Source organism: Enterobacter sp. WP_7_1 (genome assembly GCF_003688535.1).
Taxonomy (GTDB): domain Bacteria; phylum Pseudomonadota; class Gammaproteobacteria; order Enterobacterales; family Enterobacteriaceae; genus Enterobacter; species Enterobacter asburiae.
The window spans coordinates 529,922-548,737 of the sequence record NZ_REFK01000001.1; the positions used below are offsets into that span (position 1 = coordinate 529,922).

The 18,816-nt window shown below is 53.6% G+C and carries 19 protein-coding genes; 17 read left to right on the forward strand and 2 right to left on the reverse strand.

The annotated features are described in order from the left end of the window. Positions 1 to 205 precede the first annotated feature (205 nt). Positions 206 to 334, reverse strand: coding sequence for a manganase accumulation protein MntS (gene mntS, locus BJ885_RS02620; RefSeq protein ID WP_014831181.1), 129 nt, complete (start codon positions 332 to 334; stop codon positions 206 to 208). A 183-nt stretch (positions 335 to 517) separates the two neighbouring features. Here mntS and mntR point away from each other — a divergent pair, with 183 nt between their 5' ends. The 6 genes from mntR to BJ885_RS02650 all read left to right on the forward strand — a co-directional run bounded on the left by mntR (position 518) and on the right by BJ885_RS02650 (position 7,527). Then, positions 518 to 991 (forward strand): manganese-binding transcriptional regulator MntR, encoded by a 474-nt coding sequence (gene mntR, locus BJ885_RS02625; protein ID WP_029740613.1) that lies wholly within the window; start codon positions 518 to 520, stop codon positions 989 to 991. Further along, positions 988 to 2,097: an anion transporter gene (locus tag BJ885_RS02630; RefSeq protein WP_047648302.1), complete on the forward strand. Its 1,110-nt coding sequence runs from the start codon at positions 988 to 990 to the stop codon at positions 2,095 to 2,097. Before mntR ends, BJ885_RS02630 begins: the two co-directional genes overlap by 4 nt. A gap of 101 nt (positions 2,098 to 2,198) precedes the next feature. Beyond that, complete coding sequence (locus BJ885_RS02635) at positions 2,199 to 3,293, forward strand: HlyD family secretion protein (protein ID WP_032661279.1); 1,095 nt, start codon at positions 2,199 to 2,201, stop codon at positions 3,291 to 3,293. Beyond that, positions 3,290 to 4,861, forward strand: coding sequence for a DHA2 family efflux MFS transporter permease subunit (locus BJ885_RS02640; protein WP_033145003.1), 1,572 nt, complete (start codon positions 3,290 to 3,292; stop codon positions 4,859 to 4,861). The genes BJ885_RS02635 and BJ885_RS02640 overlap by 4 nt, the downstream gene beginning before the upstream one ends. Continuing rightward, the gene (locus BJ885_RS02645) at positions 4,861 to 6,384 is read left to right on the forward strand and encodes an efflux transporter outer membrane subunit (protein ID WP_048979640.1); all 1,524 of its coding nucleotides are present in this window, start codon (positions 4,861 to 4,863) and stop codon (positions 6,382 to 6,384) included. The genes BJ885_RS02640 and BJ885_RS02645 overlap by 1 nt, the downstream gene beginning before the upstream one ends. 102 nt (positions 6,385 to 6,486) lie before the next feature. Beyond that, on the forward strand, positions 6,487 to 7,527 hold the full coding sequence (locus BJ885_RS02650) for an aldo/keto reductase (protein ID WP_121931112.1): 1,041 nt from the start codon (positions 6,487 to 6,489) through the stop codon (positions 7,525 to 7,527). Positions 7,528 to 7,737: 210 nt separating this feature from the next. Here the strand turns inward: BJ885_RS02650 and BJ885_RS02655 are convergent, their stop codons facing one another. After that, a complete protein-coding gene (locus tag BJ885_RS02655; protein WP_183128603.1) occupies positions 7,738 to 8,319 on the reverse strand; it encodes a helix-turn-helix domain-containing protein in 582 nt (193 codons plus the stop codon). 728 nt (positions 8,320 to 9,047) lie between these two features. Between BJ885_RS02655 and BJ885_RS02665 the strand changes: the two genes are divergently transcribed. The 11 genes from BJ885_RS02665 to BJ885_RS02715 all read left to right on the forward strand — a co-directional run bounded on the left by BJ885_RS02665 (position 9,048) and on the right by BJ885_RS02715 (position 18,771). Further along, the gene (locus BJ885_RS02665; protein ID WP_121931115.1) at positions 9,048 to 9,569 is read left to right on the forward strand and encodes a fimbrial protein; all 522 of its coding nucleotides are present in this window, start codon (positions 9,048 to 9,050) and stop codon (positions 9,567 to 9,569) included. 67 nt (positions 9,570 to 9,636) lie between these two features. Then, the gene (locus BJ885_RS02670; RefSeq protein WP_121931116.1) at positions 9,637 to 10,197 is read left to right on the forward strand and encodes a fimbrial protein; all 561 of its coding nucleotides are present in this window, start codon (positions 9,637 to 9,639) and stop codon (positions 10,195 to 10,197) included. A gap of 62 nt (positions 10,198 to 10,259) precedes the next feature. Further along, the gene (locus BJ885_RS02675) at positions 10,260 to 12,767 is read left to right on the forward strand and encodes an outer membrane usher protein (RefSeq protein ID WP_310886294.1); all 2,508 of its coding nucleotides are present in this window, start codon (positions 10,260 to 10,262) and stop codon (positions 12,765 to 12,767) included. Positions 12,768 to 12,809: 42 nt separating this feature from the next. Further along, positions 12,810 to 13,565: a fimbria/pilus periplasmic chaperone gene (locus BJ885_RS02680; RefSeq protein ID WP_121931778.1), complete on the forward strand. Its 756-nt coding sequence runs from the start codon at positions 12,810 to 12,812 to the stop codon at positions 13,563 to 13,565. Positions 13,566 to 13,597: 32 nt separating this feature from the next. Then, complete coding sequence (locus BJ885_RS02685; protein WP_375714057.1) at positions 13,598 to 14,170, forward strand: fimbrial protein; 573 nt, start codon at positions 13,598 to 13,600, stop codon at positions 14,168 to 14,170. Between the two features lie 9 nt (positions 14,171 to 14,179). Beyond that, on the forward strand, positions 14,180 to 14,671 hold the full coding sequence (locus BJ885_RS02690) for a fimbrial protein (protein ID WP_121931119.1): 492 nt from the start codon (positions 14,180 to 14,182) through the stop codon (positions 14,669 to 14,671). 35 nt (positions 14,672 to 14,706) lie between these two features. Then, on the forward strand, positions 14,707 to 15,150 hold the full coding sequence (locus BJ885_RS02695; protein ID WP_121931120.1) for a fimbrial protein: 444 nt from the start codon (positions 14,707 to 14,709) through the stop codon (positions 15,148 to 15,150). 9 nt (positions 15,151 to 15,159) lie between these two features. Further along, positions 15,160 to 15,687, forward strand: coding sequence for a fimbrial protein (locus BJ885_RS02700; RefSeq protein WP_121931121.1), 528 nt, complete (start codon positions 15,160 to 15,162; stop codon positions 15,685 to 15,687). A 12-nt stretch (positions 15,688 to 15,699) separates the two neighbouring features. Beyond that, entirely contained in the window at positions 15,700 to 16,482 is a 783-nt protein-coding gene (locus tag BJ885_RS23150; RefSeq protein WP_147449205.1) for a hypothetical protein, read from the forward strand. Between the two features lie 86 nt (positions 16,483 to 16,568). Beyond that, positions 16,569 to 17,168 (forward strand): helix-turn-helix transcriptional regulator, encoded by a 600-nt coding sequence (locus tag BJ885_RS02710; protein WP_121931123.1) that lies wholly within the window; start codon positions 16,569 to 16,571, stop codon positions 17,166 to 17,168. A 226-nt stretch (positions 17,169 to 17,394) separates the two neighbouring features. Further along, on the forward strand, positions 17,395 to 18,771 hold the full coding sequence (locus tag BJ885_RS02715) for a glycoside hydrolase family 1 protein (RefSeq protein ID WP_121931124.1): 1,377 nt from the start codon (positions 17,395 to 17,397) through the stop codon (positions 18,769 to 18,771). The last annotated feature ends 45 nt before the right edge of the window (positions 18,772 to 18,816 follow it).

The window sequence follows — 18,816 nt, forward strand, 5'->3', positions numbered from 1 at the left end:
GGGAATGAGGGTCCGCTTCAGCGAGCCGCAAATTGTGCAGGGCTGCAAGAAGATAGTGCGAGCGCTAAATAATATCAACAGTTGCTAAGCAGATGTTTTGCGAAGGGGATTGCAAATCCGTAAAAAAGATCGGGAATAAGGCGGCTGGAAGCCAGTTTACAGCGAGATTGTGACGGGAAAATGAAGCGGCGTACCGCAACGCCGCTTAGTGGGAAGGTTTGTCGTCCTGATGCGGTTTGTTGTTAAACATATCGCACAGCATGTTCAACAGCATTAAGCGCACTTTAAAGGGAGAGTGGGTAAATACGGTCATGCACCTCTTGAATTCATTCATAAGACCTCCTGAGTTTTGATCCCTTCGATCCGTGAAGGGTGACTGCATTACATACAGATATAGCACAGGCTATATTGTATAGCTACGGCTATTTCGTTAATTTTTTGTGCTTGCGGAGCTATGGTTTACAATGTGCACTCTCCAAACCGGGCGCTGGAAGCGTCACCCCACTGAGGAAGTACAATGAACCGTCGCGCAGGTCATCCGACAATAAGGAAAACGACGCAACTGGTGAATGTTGAAGAACATGTCGAAGGTTTTCGCCAGGTCCGTGAAGCGCACCGGCGTGAACTGATTGATGATTATGTTGAACTCATTTCCGATCTGATCCGTGAGGTTGGTGAAGCGCGCCAGGTCGATATGGCCGCCAGGCTGGGGGTTTCACAGCCAACTGTCGCTAAAATGTTAAAACGCCTGGCCTCCGTGGGCTTAATTGAAATGATCCCCTGGCGCGGTGTTTTTCTGACGCCTGAAGGGGAGAAACTCGCGCAGGAGAGCCGCGAGCGCCATCAGCTTGTCGAGAATTTTTTACTGGTGCTGGGCGTCAGCCCGGAGATTGCCCGCCGGGATGCGGAAGGAATGGAACACCACGTGAGCGAAGAGACGCTGGTGAAGTTTCGCGAATTTACCCTTAAATATGGTTCCTCCGCTGAATGAAAATCCCCGGACTACAGGCCCTGGCACGCGATCGTTTCTTCCATCTCTTATTAATCATTGGCGCAGCGTTAAGCCTCTTTGTGCCGTTTGCGCCACATGCCTGGCCCGCCGCAATTGACTGGCGCACCATTATTACCCTGAGCGGCCTGATGATGCTCACCAAAGGGGTCGAACTGAGCGGCTACTTTGACGTTCTTGGCCGCAAAATGGTGCGCCGCTTTGCCACCGAGCGCAGGCTGTCCCTGTTTATGGTGTTCTCCGCCGCGGTGCTGTCGACGTTTCTGACCAACGATGTGGCGCTGTTTATCATCGTGCCCCTCACGCTCACGCTGCGTAAGCTTTGCGAAATCCCGGTCAGCCGGCTGATCATCTTTGAAGCGCTGGCCGTCAATGCAGGCTCGCTTCTGACGCCAATTGGCAACCCGCAAAATATCCTTCTGTGGGGACGGTCCGGGCTGTCGTTCGCTGCCTTTACCTGGCAGATGGCCCCTCTGGCGCTGGTGATGATGCTGTCGCTGCTGGCGGTGTGCTGGTTCGCGTTTCCGGATAAAAAGCTGCAGTACCACAGCGGCGCAACGGGCCCGCAGTGGCAGCCGCGCCTGGTGTGGAGCTGTCTTGGGTTATACATCGTCTTTCTGTTCGCGCTGGAGCTGAAGTATGAGCTGGCGGGCGTCCTGCTCGTTGCCGCGGGGTTTGTCGTCCTGGCGCGTCGCGTGCTGGTGAGCGTGGACTGGACGCTGCTGCTGGTCTTTATGGCGATGTTTATTGATGTGCATCTTCTTATCCAGCTTCCGGTGCTGCAAAACGTTCTGCACAGCGTCAGCACGCTGTCTCAGCCGGGACTGTGGCTGACGGCGATTGGCCTGTCGCAGTTTATCAGCAACGTACCGTCCACCATTCTCCTGCTCAACTATGTTCCGCCCGATACGCTTCTGGCCTGGGCGGTCAACATCGGCGGGTTTGGGCTGCTGCCCGGCTCGCTGGCAAACCTGATTGCCCTGCGTATGGCCAACGACCGTCGTATCTGGTGGCGTTTCCACGTCTGGTCGATTCCGATGCTGGTTTGGGCCGCGGCGATCGGTTTCGGAATATTCCTTCTCATATAGTGCGCAATTTGTCAGTTTTTCCTGGCAAACGTATAGCAACGTCCTAGCTTTAGTGAACGGCATAGTGTGATGCCGCTCACTGACAGGACCGTTGCTGAACTATGGCTGAAGATCAAAACCCGCCTGCTGACGAGCAGGACAAAAACAATAATGAGCGTAAGCGCCCGGGCAAGAAACCGTTAATTATCCTCGGCATTGTCGTGGTGGTAATGGTGGTCGTGGCGCTGGTCTGGTGGTTTTTAACCCGTAACGAAGAGACGACCGACGACGCCTTTACCGACGGCGACGTGGTGACGATTGCCCCCAAAACGGCGGGCTACGTTACCGAGCTGCGCGTGCGCGATAACCAGCGCGTGAAAAAGGGCGATCTGCTGGTGGTTATCGATCCGCGGGACACCACCGCGCAGCGCGATCAGGCTCAGGCCCAGCTTGGGCTGGCTATCGCGCAGCTGCATCAGGCCCAGGCGCAGCTGGCGCTTTCAAAAGTCCAGTATCCCGCCCAGCGTGACGAAGCCAAAGCGCAGGTGCTGAAAGCGCAGGCCGATCTGGCGAACGCGCAGGCAGAGTACCGTCGCCAGCGCGGCGTCGACCCGCGCGCGACCACCCAGCAAAGCATCGATTCCGCGAACGCTCAACTGCGTAGCGCACAGGCAGGGCTGGCCAGCGCTCAGGCGCAGCTGGAAGTGGCAGAGCAGGTACAGCTGCAAATCCGCCAGCAGGAAACCAACGTTGAAGCGCGCGAGCGTCAGGTCGATCAGGCTAAAGCGCAGCTGGAAACCGCCAACCTTAACCTCTCTTACACCGAAGTCCGCGCCCCGTTCGACGGCGTTGTCACCAAGCGCAACGTGCAGCCCGGTACGCTGGTGCAGGCGGGAACGGCGCTGTTCTCGCTGGTTTCCCCGAACGTGTGGGTGGTCGCGAACTTTAAAGAGTCGCAGCTCGAGCGCATGAAGCCGGGCGACAAGGTCACCGTGTCCGTCGACGCGTGGCCGGATATGGAGCTTGAGGGGCACGTAGACAGTATCCAGCAGGGCAGCGGCTCGCGCTTCTCCGCCTTCCCGGCAGAAAATGCCACCGGTAACTTTGTCAAAATTGTGCAGCGCGTGCCGGTCAAAATCGTGATTGATAAGGGCCTGGATCCAAACAAACCGCTGCCGCTGGGGCTGTCGGTTGCACCGAAGGTGACGGTGGAATGACGGATCACAGCCACGACAGCTGGAAGCCCGCCAGCAATCCGTGGGCGGTGGCGATTGTCGTCACCCTGGCGGTATTCATGGAAATTCTGGACACCACCATCGTTAACGTGGCGCTCCCCCACGTGGCAGGCTCGCTCTCGTCCAGCTATGACGAATCGACCTGGGTCTTAACCAGCTATCTGGTCGCAAACGGCATCGTGCTGCCTATCTCGGCGTTTCTGAGCCGGGTGTTTGGCCGCAAGCAGTTCTTCCTGATTTGCATCGTGATGTTTACCGTTTGCTCGTTCCTGTGCGGTATTGCCACCGAGCTGTGGCAGATAATCCTGTTCCGCGTGATGCAGGGTTTCTTTGGCGGCGGGCTGCAGCCCACGCAGCAGTCGGTGCTGCTCGACTACTTCAAACCCGAAGACAGGGGCAAAGCGTTTGGTCTGTCCTCCATTGCGATTATCGTTGCGCCGGTGCTCGGCCCGACGCTGGGCGGCTGGATCACCGACAACTATTCCTGGCGCTGGGTGTTCTTTATTAACATTCCGGTGGGGATTGTGACGGTGCTGGCGATCTACCAGCTGCTGGAAGATCCGCCGTGGGAGAGCAAATCAAAAGAGAAGCTGACTATCGACTGGACGGGGATCGGCCTGATCGCGCTGGGGCTGGGCTGTCTGCAGGTGATGCTCGACCGGGGAGAAGATGAGGACTGGTTCTACTCGAACTTTATCCGCACCTTCGGCGTGTTGACGCTTGTCGGCATTATCGGCGCCATCTACTGGCTGGTTTATGCCAGAAAGCCGGTGGTGGATCTGCACTGCATGAAGGACCGCAACTTTGCCATCTCCAGCCTGCTGATGGCGGGGATGGCGATGATCCTGTACGGCAGCTCGGTGGTGATCCCGCAGCTGGCGCAGCAGGACCTGGGCTACACCGCTACCTGGTCGGGGCTGGTGCTGTCGCCCGGCGCGGTGCTGATTGTGTTAACCATTCCGCTGGTGCTGAAGCTGATGCCGGTGGTGCAGACGCGCTGGATTATTGCCTTTGGCTTTACCTGTCTGGCGGTGTCGTTCTTCTGGTCGCGCACGCTGACGCCGGATATCGACTTCGAAACGCTGGTGCTGTTCCGCAGCGCCCAGTCAATTGGGCTGGGGTTCCTGTTTGTGCCGCTCACGACTATTGCGTTTATCTCGATACCGAGGCGGCTGAATGCCGATGCGGCGGCGCTGTTTACCATGTTCCGTAACGTAGCGGGCTCGATTGGCATATCCCTTTCGACGGCGGCCATCACCGAACGCGCGCAGGCGCACAGCGCGCATCTGGCGTACCACGCCTCGCCGCTTAACGAGCAGTTCCAGCAGGCGATACGCGAAAGCGCCCAGGCGATCCAGAACTTCACTACCCAGGTGGGCGACCCCACCGGCATCGCCACCGGACGCATGTACCAGACGATGATCGAGCAGTCGCGCTTCCTGGCCTACATCGACGTATTCACCATTCTGAGCGCGGTGGCTTTGTTACTGATTCCGTTTTGTTTGTTGCTCTCGCCGGTTAAGAGCGAGGGGAGTGCAGGAGCACATTGATGATACACAGACGTTTACACCCCCTGATGATAATGATGCTGCTGGCGGGATGCGCCGTCGGGCCGGACTACCAGCAGCCTGCGCCGCCCGCCGTTACGCACTGGAACGATAAGGGCGACAGCGCGGTGAAATCGCAAACCACTTCCGCCGCGACTAACCCGCGCTGGTGGAAGACCTTCGGCTCGCCGCAGCTCGACAGCCTGGTTGAGCGCGCCATCGCCGGAAACCTGACGCTGCAGCAGACGGTGCTGCGCATCGCCGGGGCGCGAGAGCAGATTAACCAGGCGGGCGGGGCGTTTTATCCGTCGGTGAACGGCAATCTGCAGGCGACGCGCCAGCAGCTTGGCCTGGAAGGAGAGCTGAAATCCCACGGCGTGTATGACCAGGTGGATAGTATCGATCCAAACCTGAAGGGCGCGCTGGGGCCGCTGACGCAGCCGATTAACCTCTACCAGGGCAGCTTCGACGCCCAGTGGGAAATCGACCTGTGGGGCAAGGTGCGTCGTCAGGTGGAAGCCGCCGAAGCGCAGCAGAAAGCCGCCATCGAGCAGCGTAACGACGCGCTGGTGTCGCTGGAGGCTGAAGTGGCGCGCGCGTGGCTCCAGCTGCGCGGGGCGCAGAGCATTATCGCCACGCTGAACACCCAGATTAAAAGCGCGCAGCAGACGCTGGATCTCACCGAAAGCCGCCAGCGCGGCGGGCTGTCACCGCAGATGGATGTGGAAAACGCCCGGGCGCAGTTAGGCAACCTTGAGGCCCAGCTTCCGCAATATCAGGCGCAGGAGCGGCAGGCGATGAACGGCCTGGCGATCCTGCTCGGCAAGCCACCTGGGGCGCTGGATGCGGAATTGCAAAGCGTGCAGCCGATGCCGGCCCTGCCGGATATTGTGCAAACGGGCATTCCGTCCACGCTGGCGCGACGCCGTCCGGACGTGCGCGAAGCGGAGGCGAACCTCCACGCCGCGACGGCGCAAATCGGCGTCTCGGTGGCGGAGCTGTTCCCGAGCTTTACGCTCTCCGGGCAGTTTGGCCTGCGCAACAGCGAAACCAACTGGCTGACCGACTGGAGCAGCCACTTCTACAGCTTCGGCCCGCAGGTCTCTATTCCCATCTTCCAGGGCGGTCGACTGGTCTCCAGCGTGAAGGTGGCGCGCGCGCAGCAGGGGGCGGCGGTGCTGGACTATCGCCAGACGGTGCTGACCGCGCTCGGCGATGTGGAAAACGCGCTGGTGAGCTATCGCACCGACCAGCAGCGTGAAGCGGGTCTCGCAAAAACAATCGACGCCCTGCAAAACGCCTTTGATTTAGCGAGCGACAGCTACCGGCAGGGGATCGCCAGCTTTATTGACGTGCTGGACGCCCAGCGTCAGCTGGCGCAGGCCCAGCAGCAGCGCGCACAGGCGCAGGTGCAGAGCGCGCTCGATCTGGTGGCGCTCTACAAGGCCCTCGGCGGAGGCTGGGAGCCGTATCAGCAGGTGCAATTACCGGACTACAGCGTCTTTGGCGACGCCCCGCGCGGATAAATTAAGAGGATTGGGCAAGAAACGGACAGGAACACCACATTCGCGATGGCTGAGGGGCGGGTATAACTATCGGGTACCCAATCGACATGCGAGGAATAACTTATGCGTTATCAAAAACTGGGCAACACCGGTCTGTTTGTTTCTGAACTGTGCCTCGGCACCATGACCTTCGGCGGTGAGGGCGGCATGTGGGGCAAGATTGGCCAGCTCCAGCAAAGTGAAGCCGAGCAGCTGGTTGGCCGCGCGCTGGATGCCGGGATCAACTTTATCGACACCGCGGACGTTTACTCTGAAGGGCGCTCGGAGGAGATCACCGGTCAGGCGCTGAAAAACCTGAAAATCCCGCGCGAGAACGTGGTGGTCGCCACGAAAGTGTTCGGCGAAACGGGAACGGCAGGGGTGAACTCGCGCGGCAGCTCGCGCTATCACATCGTCAGCAGCGTGAAGGAGAGCCTGCGCCGCCTGCAGCTCGATCATATCGATCTCTACCAGCTTCACGGCTTCGATCCCGCAACGCCGATTGAAGAAATGCTCTACGCGCTGGATAACCTGGTGCAGCACGGCCACGTGCGCTACATCGGCGTCTCGAACTGGGCGGCGTGGCAGATTGCCAAAGCGCTCGGTATTTCTGAACGTCTTGGGCTGGCGCGTTTCGCGTCGCTGCAGGCGTATTACACCATTGCCGGGCGCGACCTGGAGCGCGAGCTGGTGCCGATGATGCAGAGCGAAGGCGTTGGGCTGATGGTCTGGAGCCCGCTGGCGGGCGGCCTGCTGAGCGGAAAATATGGCCGCGACGGGCAGAGCGAAGCCGGTGGTCGTCGTCTGGATTTTGACTTCCCGCCGGTGAACAAAGATCGCGCCTTCGACTGCGTAGACGTGATGCGCACTATCGCCGAAAGCAAGGGCGTCTCCGTCGCGCAAATCGCGCTGGCCTGGCTGCTGCATCAGAAAGCGGTGACCAGCGTCATCATTGGCGCGAAACGCGTTGAACAGCTGGACGACAATATCGCCGCGACCGGGATACGCTTAAGCGAAGATGAGCTTAAGCAGCTTGGTGCGGTGAGCGCGCTGCCGCGCGAATACCCGGGCTGGATGCTGGAGCGGCAGGGTGAATATCGCCGCAATCAGCTCGCGCAACAGTAATGCACTTTTCCCCGGTGGCGCATCGTTCACCGGGGGAGTGACAGAGGTGTGTTGAAAGGAATCAACATGCTTCCCTTAGACATTATTTCTGTCGATGAGTGAACAGGAGTTCAACTTTTCAGGATAGGGACATCAATTTAAGAGCGTGATTAATACGGGTGACAACGTATCCTTTAAGGCGTTGCAGCAGTGACGGCGCGGCGCGGCCTCTCAATAGTTTTCCGGCAGGTGCTTCACCTCTTTAAGTACACCTTTGACGATGACGATATATCCTCCGTCTTTCAGATCTGAAAGGATGCGCATAATGCCGCTGCGGGAGAGTCGGGTTTTACTGCGGATATAGGTCTCTGCCAGGATGGTTTCACGAATTTCCGTCGGGATATTGATCAGCTCATACAGTTGGTGACGAACAACATTATAGGTTGTTGGGGTAATCAGCTTAAACATCTTCTCGATTACCATGCTGCCAATAGCAAGCTGGTGGCGGGAAAAGAGTTCCCACAAATTATGCTCAGTCAAAAGGGCGAACAGTTTTTCCCGCTCAAGGATGGCAATTTCTGACGGGACGATGGTTTTAATGATATAGGTTGAAAGTGTATCTGCCGGAAGCGAAATCACGCCGCGAAGGGTAGGGGCATCAAACAGATCAATGAGAATATCATCCGGCTGACGGTACATTGAGAGCGCACCCGAGCGGACGAAATAACATTGTGATTGTTGCTGTGCTGAGATGACATAGCGGGTGTTAACCGCGACAGGGTGATAATGCAAAAAAGGATCAAGCTGTTTCATCAACGCCAACAAAGGGGCTGGCTCGGTTCGCGTTGACCTGATATTAATATTAGCCATGAGTTTAAGATGAATATCTGAGTGAATATTTAAAAGTAGACGCAAGCCTCTCTTTTGTCAAATTTAATTATTGTCTGTGCTAAAACATTAATTGTTTATTGGACGCTATGTTAATTAACTTATAATAATTTAATCCTGATGTTCTTTGTGTTTAAATAATATATACCATGATACGCGTCGATAATTAAGGGTGAGCAAGGATAATATTCCGGTTTTTCCTCGTTGATCATAGTCTGAATATCTGCTTCAGAAAACATGCTAAAGTCGTGAAGTTGTAAATACCATTCCCTGAAATCCTCAAAGCAATAGAAGATAACCAGCTTATTATCTTTAGTCACTAAGTGCATGTTCTTGCTTGATAATTTATTCATTTTTCCCCTCCGTGTTCTTCATCTGAACGACAATAAAGTTGAGGAATACCATCTGATATTAGCGTAAACAAGCTTTATTCGATCCAGGACTGGATTGTACTGAAGGTATCTTCGGCTTTTGGATATACAAATTCTTAACATTAACAGTAGTCTAATTTGGGATCGGATTCGAATTGTAAGCAGCTTTATGTTTCTGCAAAATTGTTTCCGTAGATAACGTCCCTTAATGAGCGTTATCGATAGGGATGTGTTTTTTTAAAACCATCAACAAAATGGATTTAATACTTTTTGAGATCTTTTATGAACGCGAAAAAAATTGCTTTTGTTGCAGCCATGGTTGCTGCGGCTTTAGTGGGTAATGCAAATGCAGCCGATCAGGGCCACGGTAAAATTACCTTTACCGGTTCTATTATTGATGCGCCTTGCTCTATCAGCCCGGAGAGTATCGACCAGACCGTTTCTCTCGGCCAGATTTCAAACGCAGCCCTGGCTGACAGCGGAACGTCCATTCCACGTGACTTTGAAATCAAGCTGGAAAACTGCACCGACGTGACCGCTAAAACCGTCACCACCACTTTCACCGGTGCTAAAGGTGCAACCACTGGTTCACTGGGTATCACGGGTACCGCAAAAGGTGCCAGCATCATCCTGACCAATGGCAACGGTAAGCAGATTGAATTAGGCAAAGCTTCCGACGCTCACATTCTGCAGGACGGTAACAACACGCTGCTGTTCTCTGCTTATCTGCAGGGCGATGACGGTGCTGACGCAGTTCCAGGTGATTTCACCGCTATTGCTGACTTCACTCTCGCTTACCAGTAATCCCCACTGCTGAGCTGAAAACGCCTGCATAAGCAGGCGTATTTTTTAATTATCAGAACCGGAAACTATGAGTAAATTAACGCGCGCCGTACAGACGTTTTTATTTACCGCAATGGCTTTCGCGGCACAGGCATCTCAGGGAACTGCAAATCCGTCATCTGAATTTGATCCAGCGCTGACCGGGCGTATCAGTATGGATGGCTCGATAATTTCCAGTGCCTGCGATATTGATACCGGAGATGGCTATCAGGAAATCTCCATGCCAGGTGAAACGCGCGGACATATTAAGCGTACTGGCGAAGGTGAGCCGCAAGATTTTTCCATTCAGCTCACTCATTGTGCTCTTGATTCTTCCGCAGAGCCTGCATCCTGGCAGTATATCAATATTATTTTTGACGGCCAGAATGAAGACGGCCTGTTTCGGGTAAGCGGCAATGCTTCTGGCATCGCGCTGGAATTAAAGGACAGTCAGGGCAATATTATTCACCCGGGAAAACCCACGCCGTGGCAACAGTCAACGGTAACAAATAATCGTCTGGATTACCGGTTTACACTCAAAAATACCGTGCGCAACTTAGTTGTGGGTGATTACAGCGCAATTATCCGCTACCGCATTGAGTATTTTTGAACTCAAATTCGAATCACTATTTATTCTTTCTTTATATGTCTGGCAGGCGATGAATGGCGAATATGGCTAATTTGAAAATTAAAAATGAACTCGGCGCAAGGATGGCTAAATGGTCCGTGCTCGCCGCCTGTGTTTTCATTTATTGTCACGGTACTGTAAAGGCTGCTGATGATATCCAGTTTAATACCGATGTGCTTGACGTTAAGGACAAGGTTAATATCGATTTAAGCCACTTTTCAAAACGTGGCTATATTATGCCGGGTGATTATACCTTCAAAATTAAAATTAATCAGAATGAGCTGGATGAGCAACCTATAGCCGTCTATGCCGCTGAGGGTGATAACACGGATTCAAAAGTCTGTTTTACCCCCGATGTCGTGAGCAAGATGGGATTCAAAGCCGACAGTGAGAAGGCGTTTACTTTCTGGCACAACAACCAGTGCGTCGACATTACGACCCTGAAAGGTGTGCTGGTGAATCCTGATTTGAGCGCCGGGGTATTAACCATCAATGTCCCTCAGGCCTACGTCGAATATTCCGATGACAATTGGGTGCCGAGCAGCATGTGGGATGAAGGCGTGCCGGGCCTGCTGGCGGACTACAACCTCAACGCTCAGGCACGGCAGAACCAGCACGGCAGCGATGACGATAGCGTCTCGGGTAACGGCACCTTCGGCGCCAACCTCGGTGCATGGCGCGCTCGCGCAGACTGGCAAACAAACTATGACGATAGCACTGACGGGGAAAATGGCTCCGGTCAAAAAACGTGGAGCTGGAGCCGGGTCTATCTCTATCGTGCGCTGACGGCTCTCAAAGCGAAGCTGACGCTGGGCGAGGACTATCTGAATTCAGATTTATTCGACAGTTTCCGTTTTGCCGGGGCGAGCGTGGTTTCCGATGACAATATGCTGCCACCGAACCTGCGCGGCTATGCGCCGGAAGTAACCGGTGTGGCGAAAACCAACGCCAAAGTGACCATCTCCCAGCAGGGGCGAGTGATCTATGAAACTCAGGTGGCGGCAGGCCCATTCGCGATTCAGGACCTTAACAATGCCGTCGCCGGGATGCTGGATGTTCGGGTACAAGAACAGGATGGCTCGGTACAGACCTTTAAGGTCAGCACCGCGAGTATCCCTTATCTGACCCGTCCGGGCAGTGTTCGCTATAAGGTGTTTGCCGGTAAACCGACAAGCTACGACCACAGTACCGAAGGCGATACTTTTGGCTCTGGTGAGTTTTCCTGGGGCATCAGCAATGGCTGGTCGCTTTACGGCGGGGCGGTGAGCAGCAATGACTATCTCTCTCTGGCTGCCGGTATTGGTCGCGATTTGATGGTGCTGGGCGCCCTGTCGTTCGACGTCACCCGTTCAGATGCAAAGCTCGACGACGAGGACCGTCACGGGCAGTCATACCGCGTCAGTTACTCAAAACGTTTCGATGAAACCGACAGCCAGGTGACATTTGCTGGCTACCGTTTCTCTGAAAAAAATTACATGAGTTTCAACGACTACCTGAACTACAAGACGAACAATGATGACTTTATGCAGAGTAAGGAGATGTACACCGCGACGTTCAGCCAGCAGTTTAAATCGCTCGGACTTTCCGCGTACCTGAACTATGCACACCAGACCTACTGGAATACCCCTACTGAGGATCGTTACAACCTGTCATTGTCGCGCTTTTTCGACATTGGCAAATGGAAAAACATTAATGGCTCGCTGACGGCCTATCGCAACAAATTCAACGGTGAAAACGATGATGGCATGTACCTGTCGTTTTCGGTGCCATGGGGTGAATCCGGGTCGCTCAGCTATAACGGCTCGGTTAACGGTAACAATAACAGCCATAACCTGGCGTACTTTGACCATCTGAAAAATGGCGATAACTACCGCATTGCGGCGGGCGGCAGCGACGACGGCGGCACCCTGAGCGGTTACTACGACCATACAGCAGATGTGGCCGACATTACGGCTAACGTCGATTACCAGCAGAACCAGTACACCTCCGCCGGGCTCTCCCTTCGCGGCGGGATGACGGCCACCACCCACGGTGCGGCGCTGCATCGGTCGAACAACCTGGGAGGTACCCGAGTGATGGTGGATACCGGGGATGCAGCGGATATACCGGTGCAGGGCTACAGCGATAGCACGCGTACCAACCGGTTTGGCAAAGCGGTTATTACCGAGGTCAGCGATTACAACAAGAACAACCTGAGCATCGATATTAACGATCTTCCTGATAACGCTGAAGCTTCTTCCTCCGTTGTACAGGCTACGTTGACCGAAGGCGCCATTGGCTACCGGAAATTTAATGTAATTTCCGGCGAGAAAGCGATGGGTGTTATTCGCCTGGCTGACAGCAGCTATCCACCGTTTGGTGCCAGCGTGCAGAACGCCGAGAAACAAGAAATCGGCATTGTTAACGATGAAGGTCAGACGTATCTCTCCGGCCTCAAGCCGGGCGCGAAACTGAATGTGAGCTGGGATGGTGAGGTGCAGTGTGCCGTCACCGTGCCGGAAAAATTATCAGGACTCAACCAGAACGGAAATCTGTTACTGCCGTGCCAGTAAGCCACGGTTCAGAAAACCTTTAAACGAGTGAAATAGATGAAGATGTTAAACCGTAAAAATACCCTTTCCGTTCTGGCTGTAGTGCTGGGTGGTCTGATGGCCGCGCAGCAGGCGAACGCTGCAATTTCGCTGGATCGCACCCGTGTGATCGTGAACGGCGGCGAGAAATCCGTCAGCCTGAACATCAGTAATGAGAACAAAAATCTGCCGTATCTGGCACAGGGTTGGATTGAAGATGCGCAGGGCAACAAGGTTTCCTCGCCAATGACGGTGCTGCCGCCGGTGCAGCGCGTGGAAGCCGGGGCTAAAAGCCAGGTGAAGGTGCAGACGTCACCGGCCATGAGCGCACTGCCGCAGGATCGTGAATCGCTGTTCTACTTCAACCTGCGCGAAATTCCGCCGCGCAGCAACAAGCCGAACACGCTGCAAATTGCCCTGCAGACGCGTATCAAACTTTTTTACCGACCCGCAGCCATTGCGCTGGACAAGACTCAGGCAGCAACCGGGGACTGGGTGGAGAAAGTGACGCTTACGCGTAACGGGGATAAATACGTGCTGAACAACCCCACGCCGTACTTCCTGACTATCGTGGAAGGACGTACGTCAGAAAAGGGGAGCCCGGTAAACTTGCAGCCAGTGATGGTGGCCCCTAAAGATAAGGTGACCATTGAGGCCTCTGCCGCAACCCTGGGCACCTCACCGGTACTGACCTACGTGAATGATTATGGCGGACGTCCACAAATTCAGTTCACCTGTAGCGGCGCGAACTGCACGGCAAAACTACTGAAAAACCAATAATCAGGACGTAAGGGATAACAACAATGAACGGAATGACGAAGACGGTTATGGCCGTTAGCCTGCTGCTCGCGGTATCCGGGGCAGCCCGTGCAGAAGGGGAGAAGCCGCTGGTAGATACCGGCACGTTATTTGTCCATGGCGATCTGCTGGAAAACACCTGCCGGATGACCATGGACTCAGCCTGGCAGGATGTGGATCTCGGCAGCACCAGTCGGGCCGACGTGAACCAGGTCGGTAAAGCGGCAGCCCCGGTGAAGGTCAATATCTATCTGCAGGACTGCCCGGAACTGGCTAACTGGAGCACCAACATCACGCCAATGACGACGACCTTCAGCACGCAGCAGCCGCCTTATAAGGCAAGATTTACGGCGGTACAGGACGAGAGCAACCCGGCGCTGATTAAAGTGATGGGCGCATCGGGTATCGGCCTGCGCCTGCGCGACAGTCGAGGCGAAACGGTGATGCTCTCGCGTAATAGCGACAGTATTTTGCTGAACCCGGGGCAGAACCAGGTGACGTTTACGCTGCAACCGGAGCGTACTTCCGCACCGTTTGTCGCCGGGCCGTATCACGCGTTGATTAACTTCAGCATGATTTACCAGTAGGAGGGGGTCATGAACAAAGTGAAATGGCTGGGTACCTTGTTCGTGCTGAGCATGAGTCTGGGAGCATGGGCCGATCAGAATACGGCGACAATTACCGTAAATGTCACCATCAACGCCACGCCCTGCAAGATTAACAACAATCAAAATATTGATGTCGATTTTGGCGATAGCGTTATCACCACCGACGTAGCGAAAGGTGTTGTAGAAAAAGATATCGCCTACACACTGGACTGCACGAACGCAGACCAGAATGAAGCGCTAGCAATGAGTATCAAAGGTACCGGGGCTGATTTTAACGCGGACGTTCTGAAAACGAGTATCCCAGAGTTAGGTATCAACTTGAAAGCGGACGGTATCGACTATCCGCTGAACACGGAACTGGCCCTGGCTAATTCCCCCAGCAAACCGAATCTGAAGGCGGTGCTGGTACAGCAGTCGGGTAAGCATCTGCCGACCGGCATTTTTACCGCCGGGGCAACAATGACGGTGGACTACCAGTGAAAAAGAGAATCATAACGTTAACCCTGGCAGGATTGATGTCACTAGCCGCTGAGGCAACTGAAAATATGTCGTTCCATGGCACGCTGGTGGCGCCACCATGCACCATCAGCAGTGGCCAGAGTATTGATGTGCTTTTCGGCACTAATCTGGGGGTGAATAAAATCGATGGAATCAACTATAAGCAACCGGTGAATTACAGCGTGAACTGCGATGCGGGCTACAGCGGTAACAATCTGGCGATTGTTATCGATACTGCAACGCCCGCAGCCTTTGATGGTTCTGCGGTAATTACGAATAAAACCGGCCTGGGCATTCGCATTCTCGTGGACGGTGTGGCGGCCACCTTCGCTAAGCGTGTTGCTGTAGCAGACCCGGCGTCGCCGCCGAAGATAGAGGCGGTTCCGGTGCAGGACTCGGCGGTTACGCTCACCGAAGGGGCGTTTGAAGCCACTATGACGCTGCGTGCGGATTACCTCTGAGGAGCCAACATGAAATTTGTACTATTCCTTCCGGCTTTGCTGGCCGGCATGCTGACGGTGAATGCGTCGCGCGCTGCGGAAAACGTCCACTTCTCGGGAGCGTTAGTAGCTGAGCCCTGTACGCTGCCTGATGCCGACACGGATATTCATGTCGATTTCGGTACGGTTGTTGTTAAGTATCTTTATCAGTATCAGCGTACTAAGGGCCAGTCGTTTACTCTCCATCTGGAAGACTGCGATCCGTCGCTTATGAAGACAGTGGGCGTCACGTTTGAAGGGCAAGCAGACAGCGAACTCACGGATATGCTGGCACTTGACCCAGCGAGCAGTGCAAAAGGCGTGGCGATAGGGTTTTCAATGCCGGATGGTTCGTCTCTGGCCGTGAATAAAATCAGTCCTGTCAAGCAGCTGAGTCAGGGCAAAAACAACCTTGATTTCTACGCTTACGTTCAGGCTCGGCCCAGTGCGATTACGGCAAAAACACTTGCAGTAGGCAGCTTTAGCGCGATTAGCACCTTTGTTTTAACATATGAATAACTAGAGAAAAACATGAAACGGTTTATATTCTTTATGACACTGCTTTTTTCGTTATCGGCGCAAGCGGGGTTATGGCCTATTATAACGAGTGTTAGAATTCAACAGGTCAGTAGTAAGTATTACTATTATATAACGCAAAAGCCGGTGGAAGTTGGTCCCTCTGTTGATGTTGTGATGAAAAATCAATATATTGAATTAAATCACCGACATAATCCGGAGACCATGGATGTGCCTGGTACCCCTCAGATACAGTCTTATACCGGTACATCAGATAAAACTATTAGCCAGCTTGCAATGGAGTTATATAATGGTTCAGGTAAAAATCAGGCTTATGTAACTCACAGTGGTCAGACTCCATCAATACACGAGTGTGTGGCTTACATTGTCGATCCTCAAGATGGAAGATATACAACGGCACCATGGAGCTCAGTATTTGTACCGGGCGGATGTTTAGCGGTCCCACCAGCTGATCAATGGTGTAAAATCACCTCTCCAGAAATTGTTCTTGAACATGGTACAGTGACGTTAAAGCAGTCGGAAGGCAATGTGGCCACAACCTCTCTTAACGTTATGTGCACAGTACCTTCTTCGATTACGTTCAACCTGATTACGAAAGATAAATATGTGTATCTTGATGAGGGTAAATCCGAAATAACCATTGATGGTAAACCGCTGAACTCAAAAGTCGATCTGCCAGAGGGCGATTCGCAGATCCCTGTTAAAGATCTTCTGACAGGCGTGACCAAAGAGGGTTTCCATACGGGGTCCAGCGTTATTGTGATGATGCCTTACTAATATGATTCCGCGTCGGGAAGGGATTACCTTCCCGAACGGGTGAGTCTAGCGCTCGTTTTTTATCGTACAAACTATAATCATGGATTATGATTAAAATACTCATCAACATTCCTGATGTTTTTTTTGCCTATGGACTAAAAGAAAGATTAAGGATTTTTTTTCACAATGCCGGAATGGACGTTTTATTTGAATTTGGTGAGGGAGGATCGTTAAATTTTTCACCTGATCTAAGCATTCATCACTTTGCACGTGGAGAAATATTTACTTGCCCAGGCGTAATGAATTGCAATCATGCCCATATTACTATCGGTATAATTGAACAAGAGTTTGTTGTGAACGACTTGCCGAATTGTCTAAAAAATATTATTCCCGTTGATTATAATTTAAGCTTGCAGGGGCTGGATAATATATTAAAGCGTATTGTTTTACCGAAACTACACGCGAAATTCACAAATATGCATTTTGCTAATGTTGGGTGTTATAAATGTAAGCACGTTAAGCTTACTGTTCAGCAAACTAACATATTAAAATACGTCACAGCAGGAAAAACAATGAGGGAAATTTCAAAGCTAATGGATGTTAACATTAAGACTTTATATTCTCATAAGTATATTATTTATAGGAAGTATGGTTTGAAAAGCTTAACTGATATTATAAGTTTAATGCGAAAAATAAAACTTCTCTGATTATCCTCTTTCCTTCTGATGTATATCCATACTCTGTCTTTGCTCATAAGATAAATTGCCCGCCGCGATAGTAAACAGGTCCGCGTAACGGCGATGTGAATGCGTCTGTATCCCTCTTTTTCCGGCAAGGCTCACAAAAAATGAACCTTCCGTTTGATCGCGTCTCAATCTTACCCTATATGACTAGTCATGAAATTTTAAATGACTAGTCATATAGGGAGAGAGCATGAACAATTCGCTGCCGGCCAATTTTTTATGGGGCAACTCGGTGTCCAGCATGCAGACGGAAGGGGCCTGGAACGAGGGCGGGAAAGGCATGTCGGTGTACGACATTCGCGAAGCCGGGGAGAACATCTCCGACTGGAAAGTCGCGACCGACTCCTACCACCGCTACCGGGAAGATTTCGACCTGATGCAGGATCTGGGCATGAACTGCTACCGCTTCCAGATCTCCTGGAGCCGCGTCTGCCCGGAGGGCGACGGCGCGTTCAACGACGAAGGCATCGCCTTTTACGACCGCTTTATTGACGATCTCATCGCCCGCGGCATCGAGCCGATGGTCTGCCTGTACCATTTCGATATGCCGCTGGCGCTGGCGCAGGAGTACAACGGCTTCAACGACCGCCGCGTGATGGACGCCTTTATCCGCTACGGCAAAAAAATGATCGACTGCTATGGCGACCGCGTGAAGTACTGGCTGACCTTCAACGAGCAGAACATCTTCCATATGCCGGAAGCGTTCCGCATTTCCGGCTATATGCACGGCGAGAAAACCCTGCGCGAACTCTACGAGTTGCAGCACCATACGATGGTGGCGCACATGGCGCTGACCGAGTATCTGCACCAGACCAGACCGGGCCAGCTGATGGGCGGCATGCTGGCGCACCAGCTGATCTACCCGGCCACCTGCAAACCGCGCGATATCTTCTGCGCCCAGCAGTACGACGAGTTCCTCAACCAGAACCTGCTGCGCGTCTTCGCAGGGCAGGGCTACAGCCCGGCGGTGATGGCGGTGGTGGAGCAGGAGGGCTTTGGCGATATCTACCGCGCCGAGGATTTAGCGCTGCTGGCGCGGACTAAAAACGACTATATGGCCTTCAGCTACTACGCCAGCAAAACGCTGGACAGCGATGCGATCCCGGAAGGCACGCCGGTGAACTATTACCTGCTGCACGGCGAGAAAAACAACCCGTACCTGAATGCCACCGAGTGGAACTGGCAGATCGATCCGCTGGGCTTTCGCACCATCATCACCCGCTACGCCAACGACTGGCGGATGCCGGTCTTCCCGATCGAAAACGGCATCGGGGTGATTGAATCCTGGGACGGCGTAAACCCTATTGAGGACACCTACCGCATCGACTACCACCGGGCGCATATCGAGGCCATGAAGGAGGCGATGTTCGAGGACGGGGCGGAGGTGATCGGCTACCTCGGCTGGGGATTAATCGACATTCTCAGCTCCCAGGGCGACATGCGTAAGCGCTACGGCGTGGTCTATGTCAACCGGGAAAACCACGACCTGAAAGACCTGAAGCGCGTGCCGAAGAAGAGCTACGCGTGGTTAAAACAGGTTATCCATACCAACGGACGCGAGATGTAAGCCGTACGCTGCCGGGCCGTTTTTGTGACTGATTGATGGGAACTA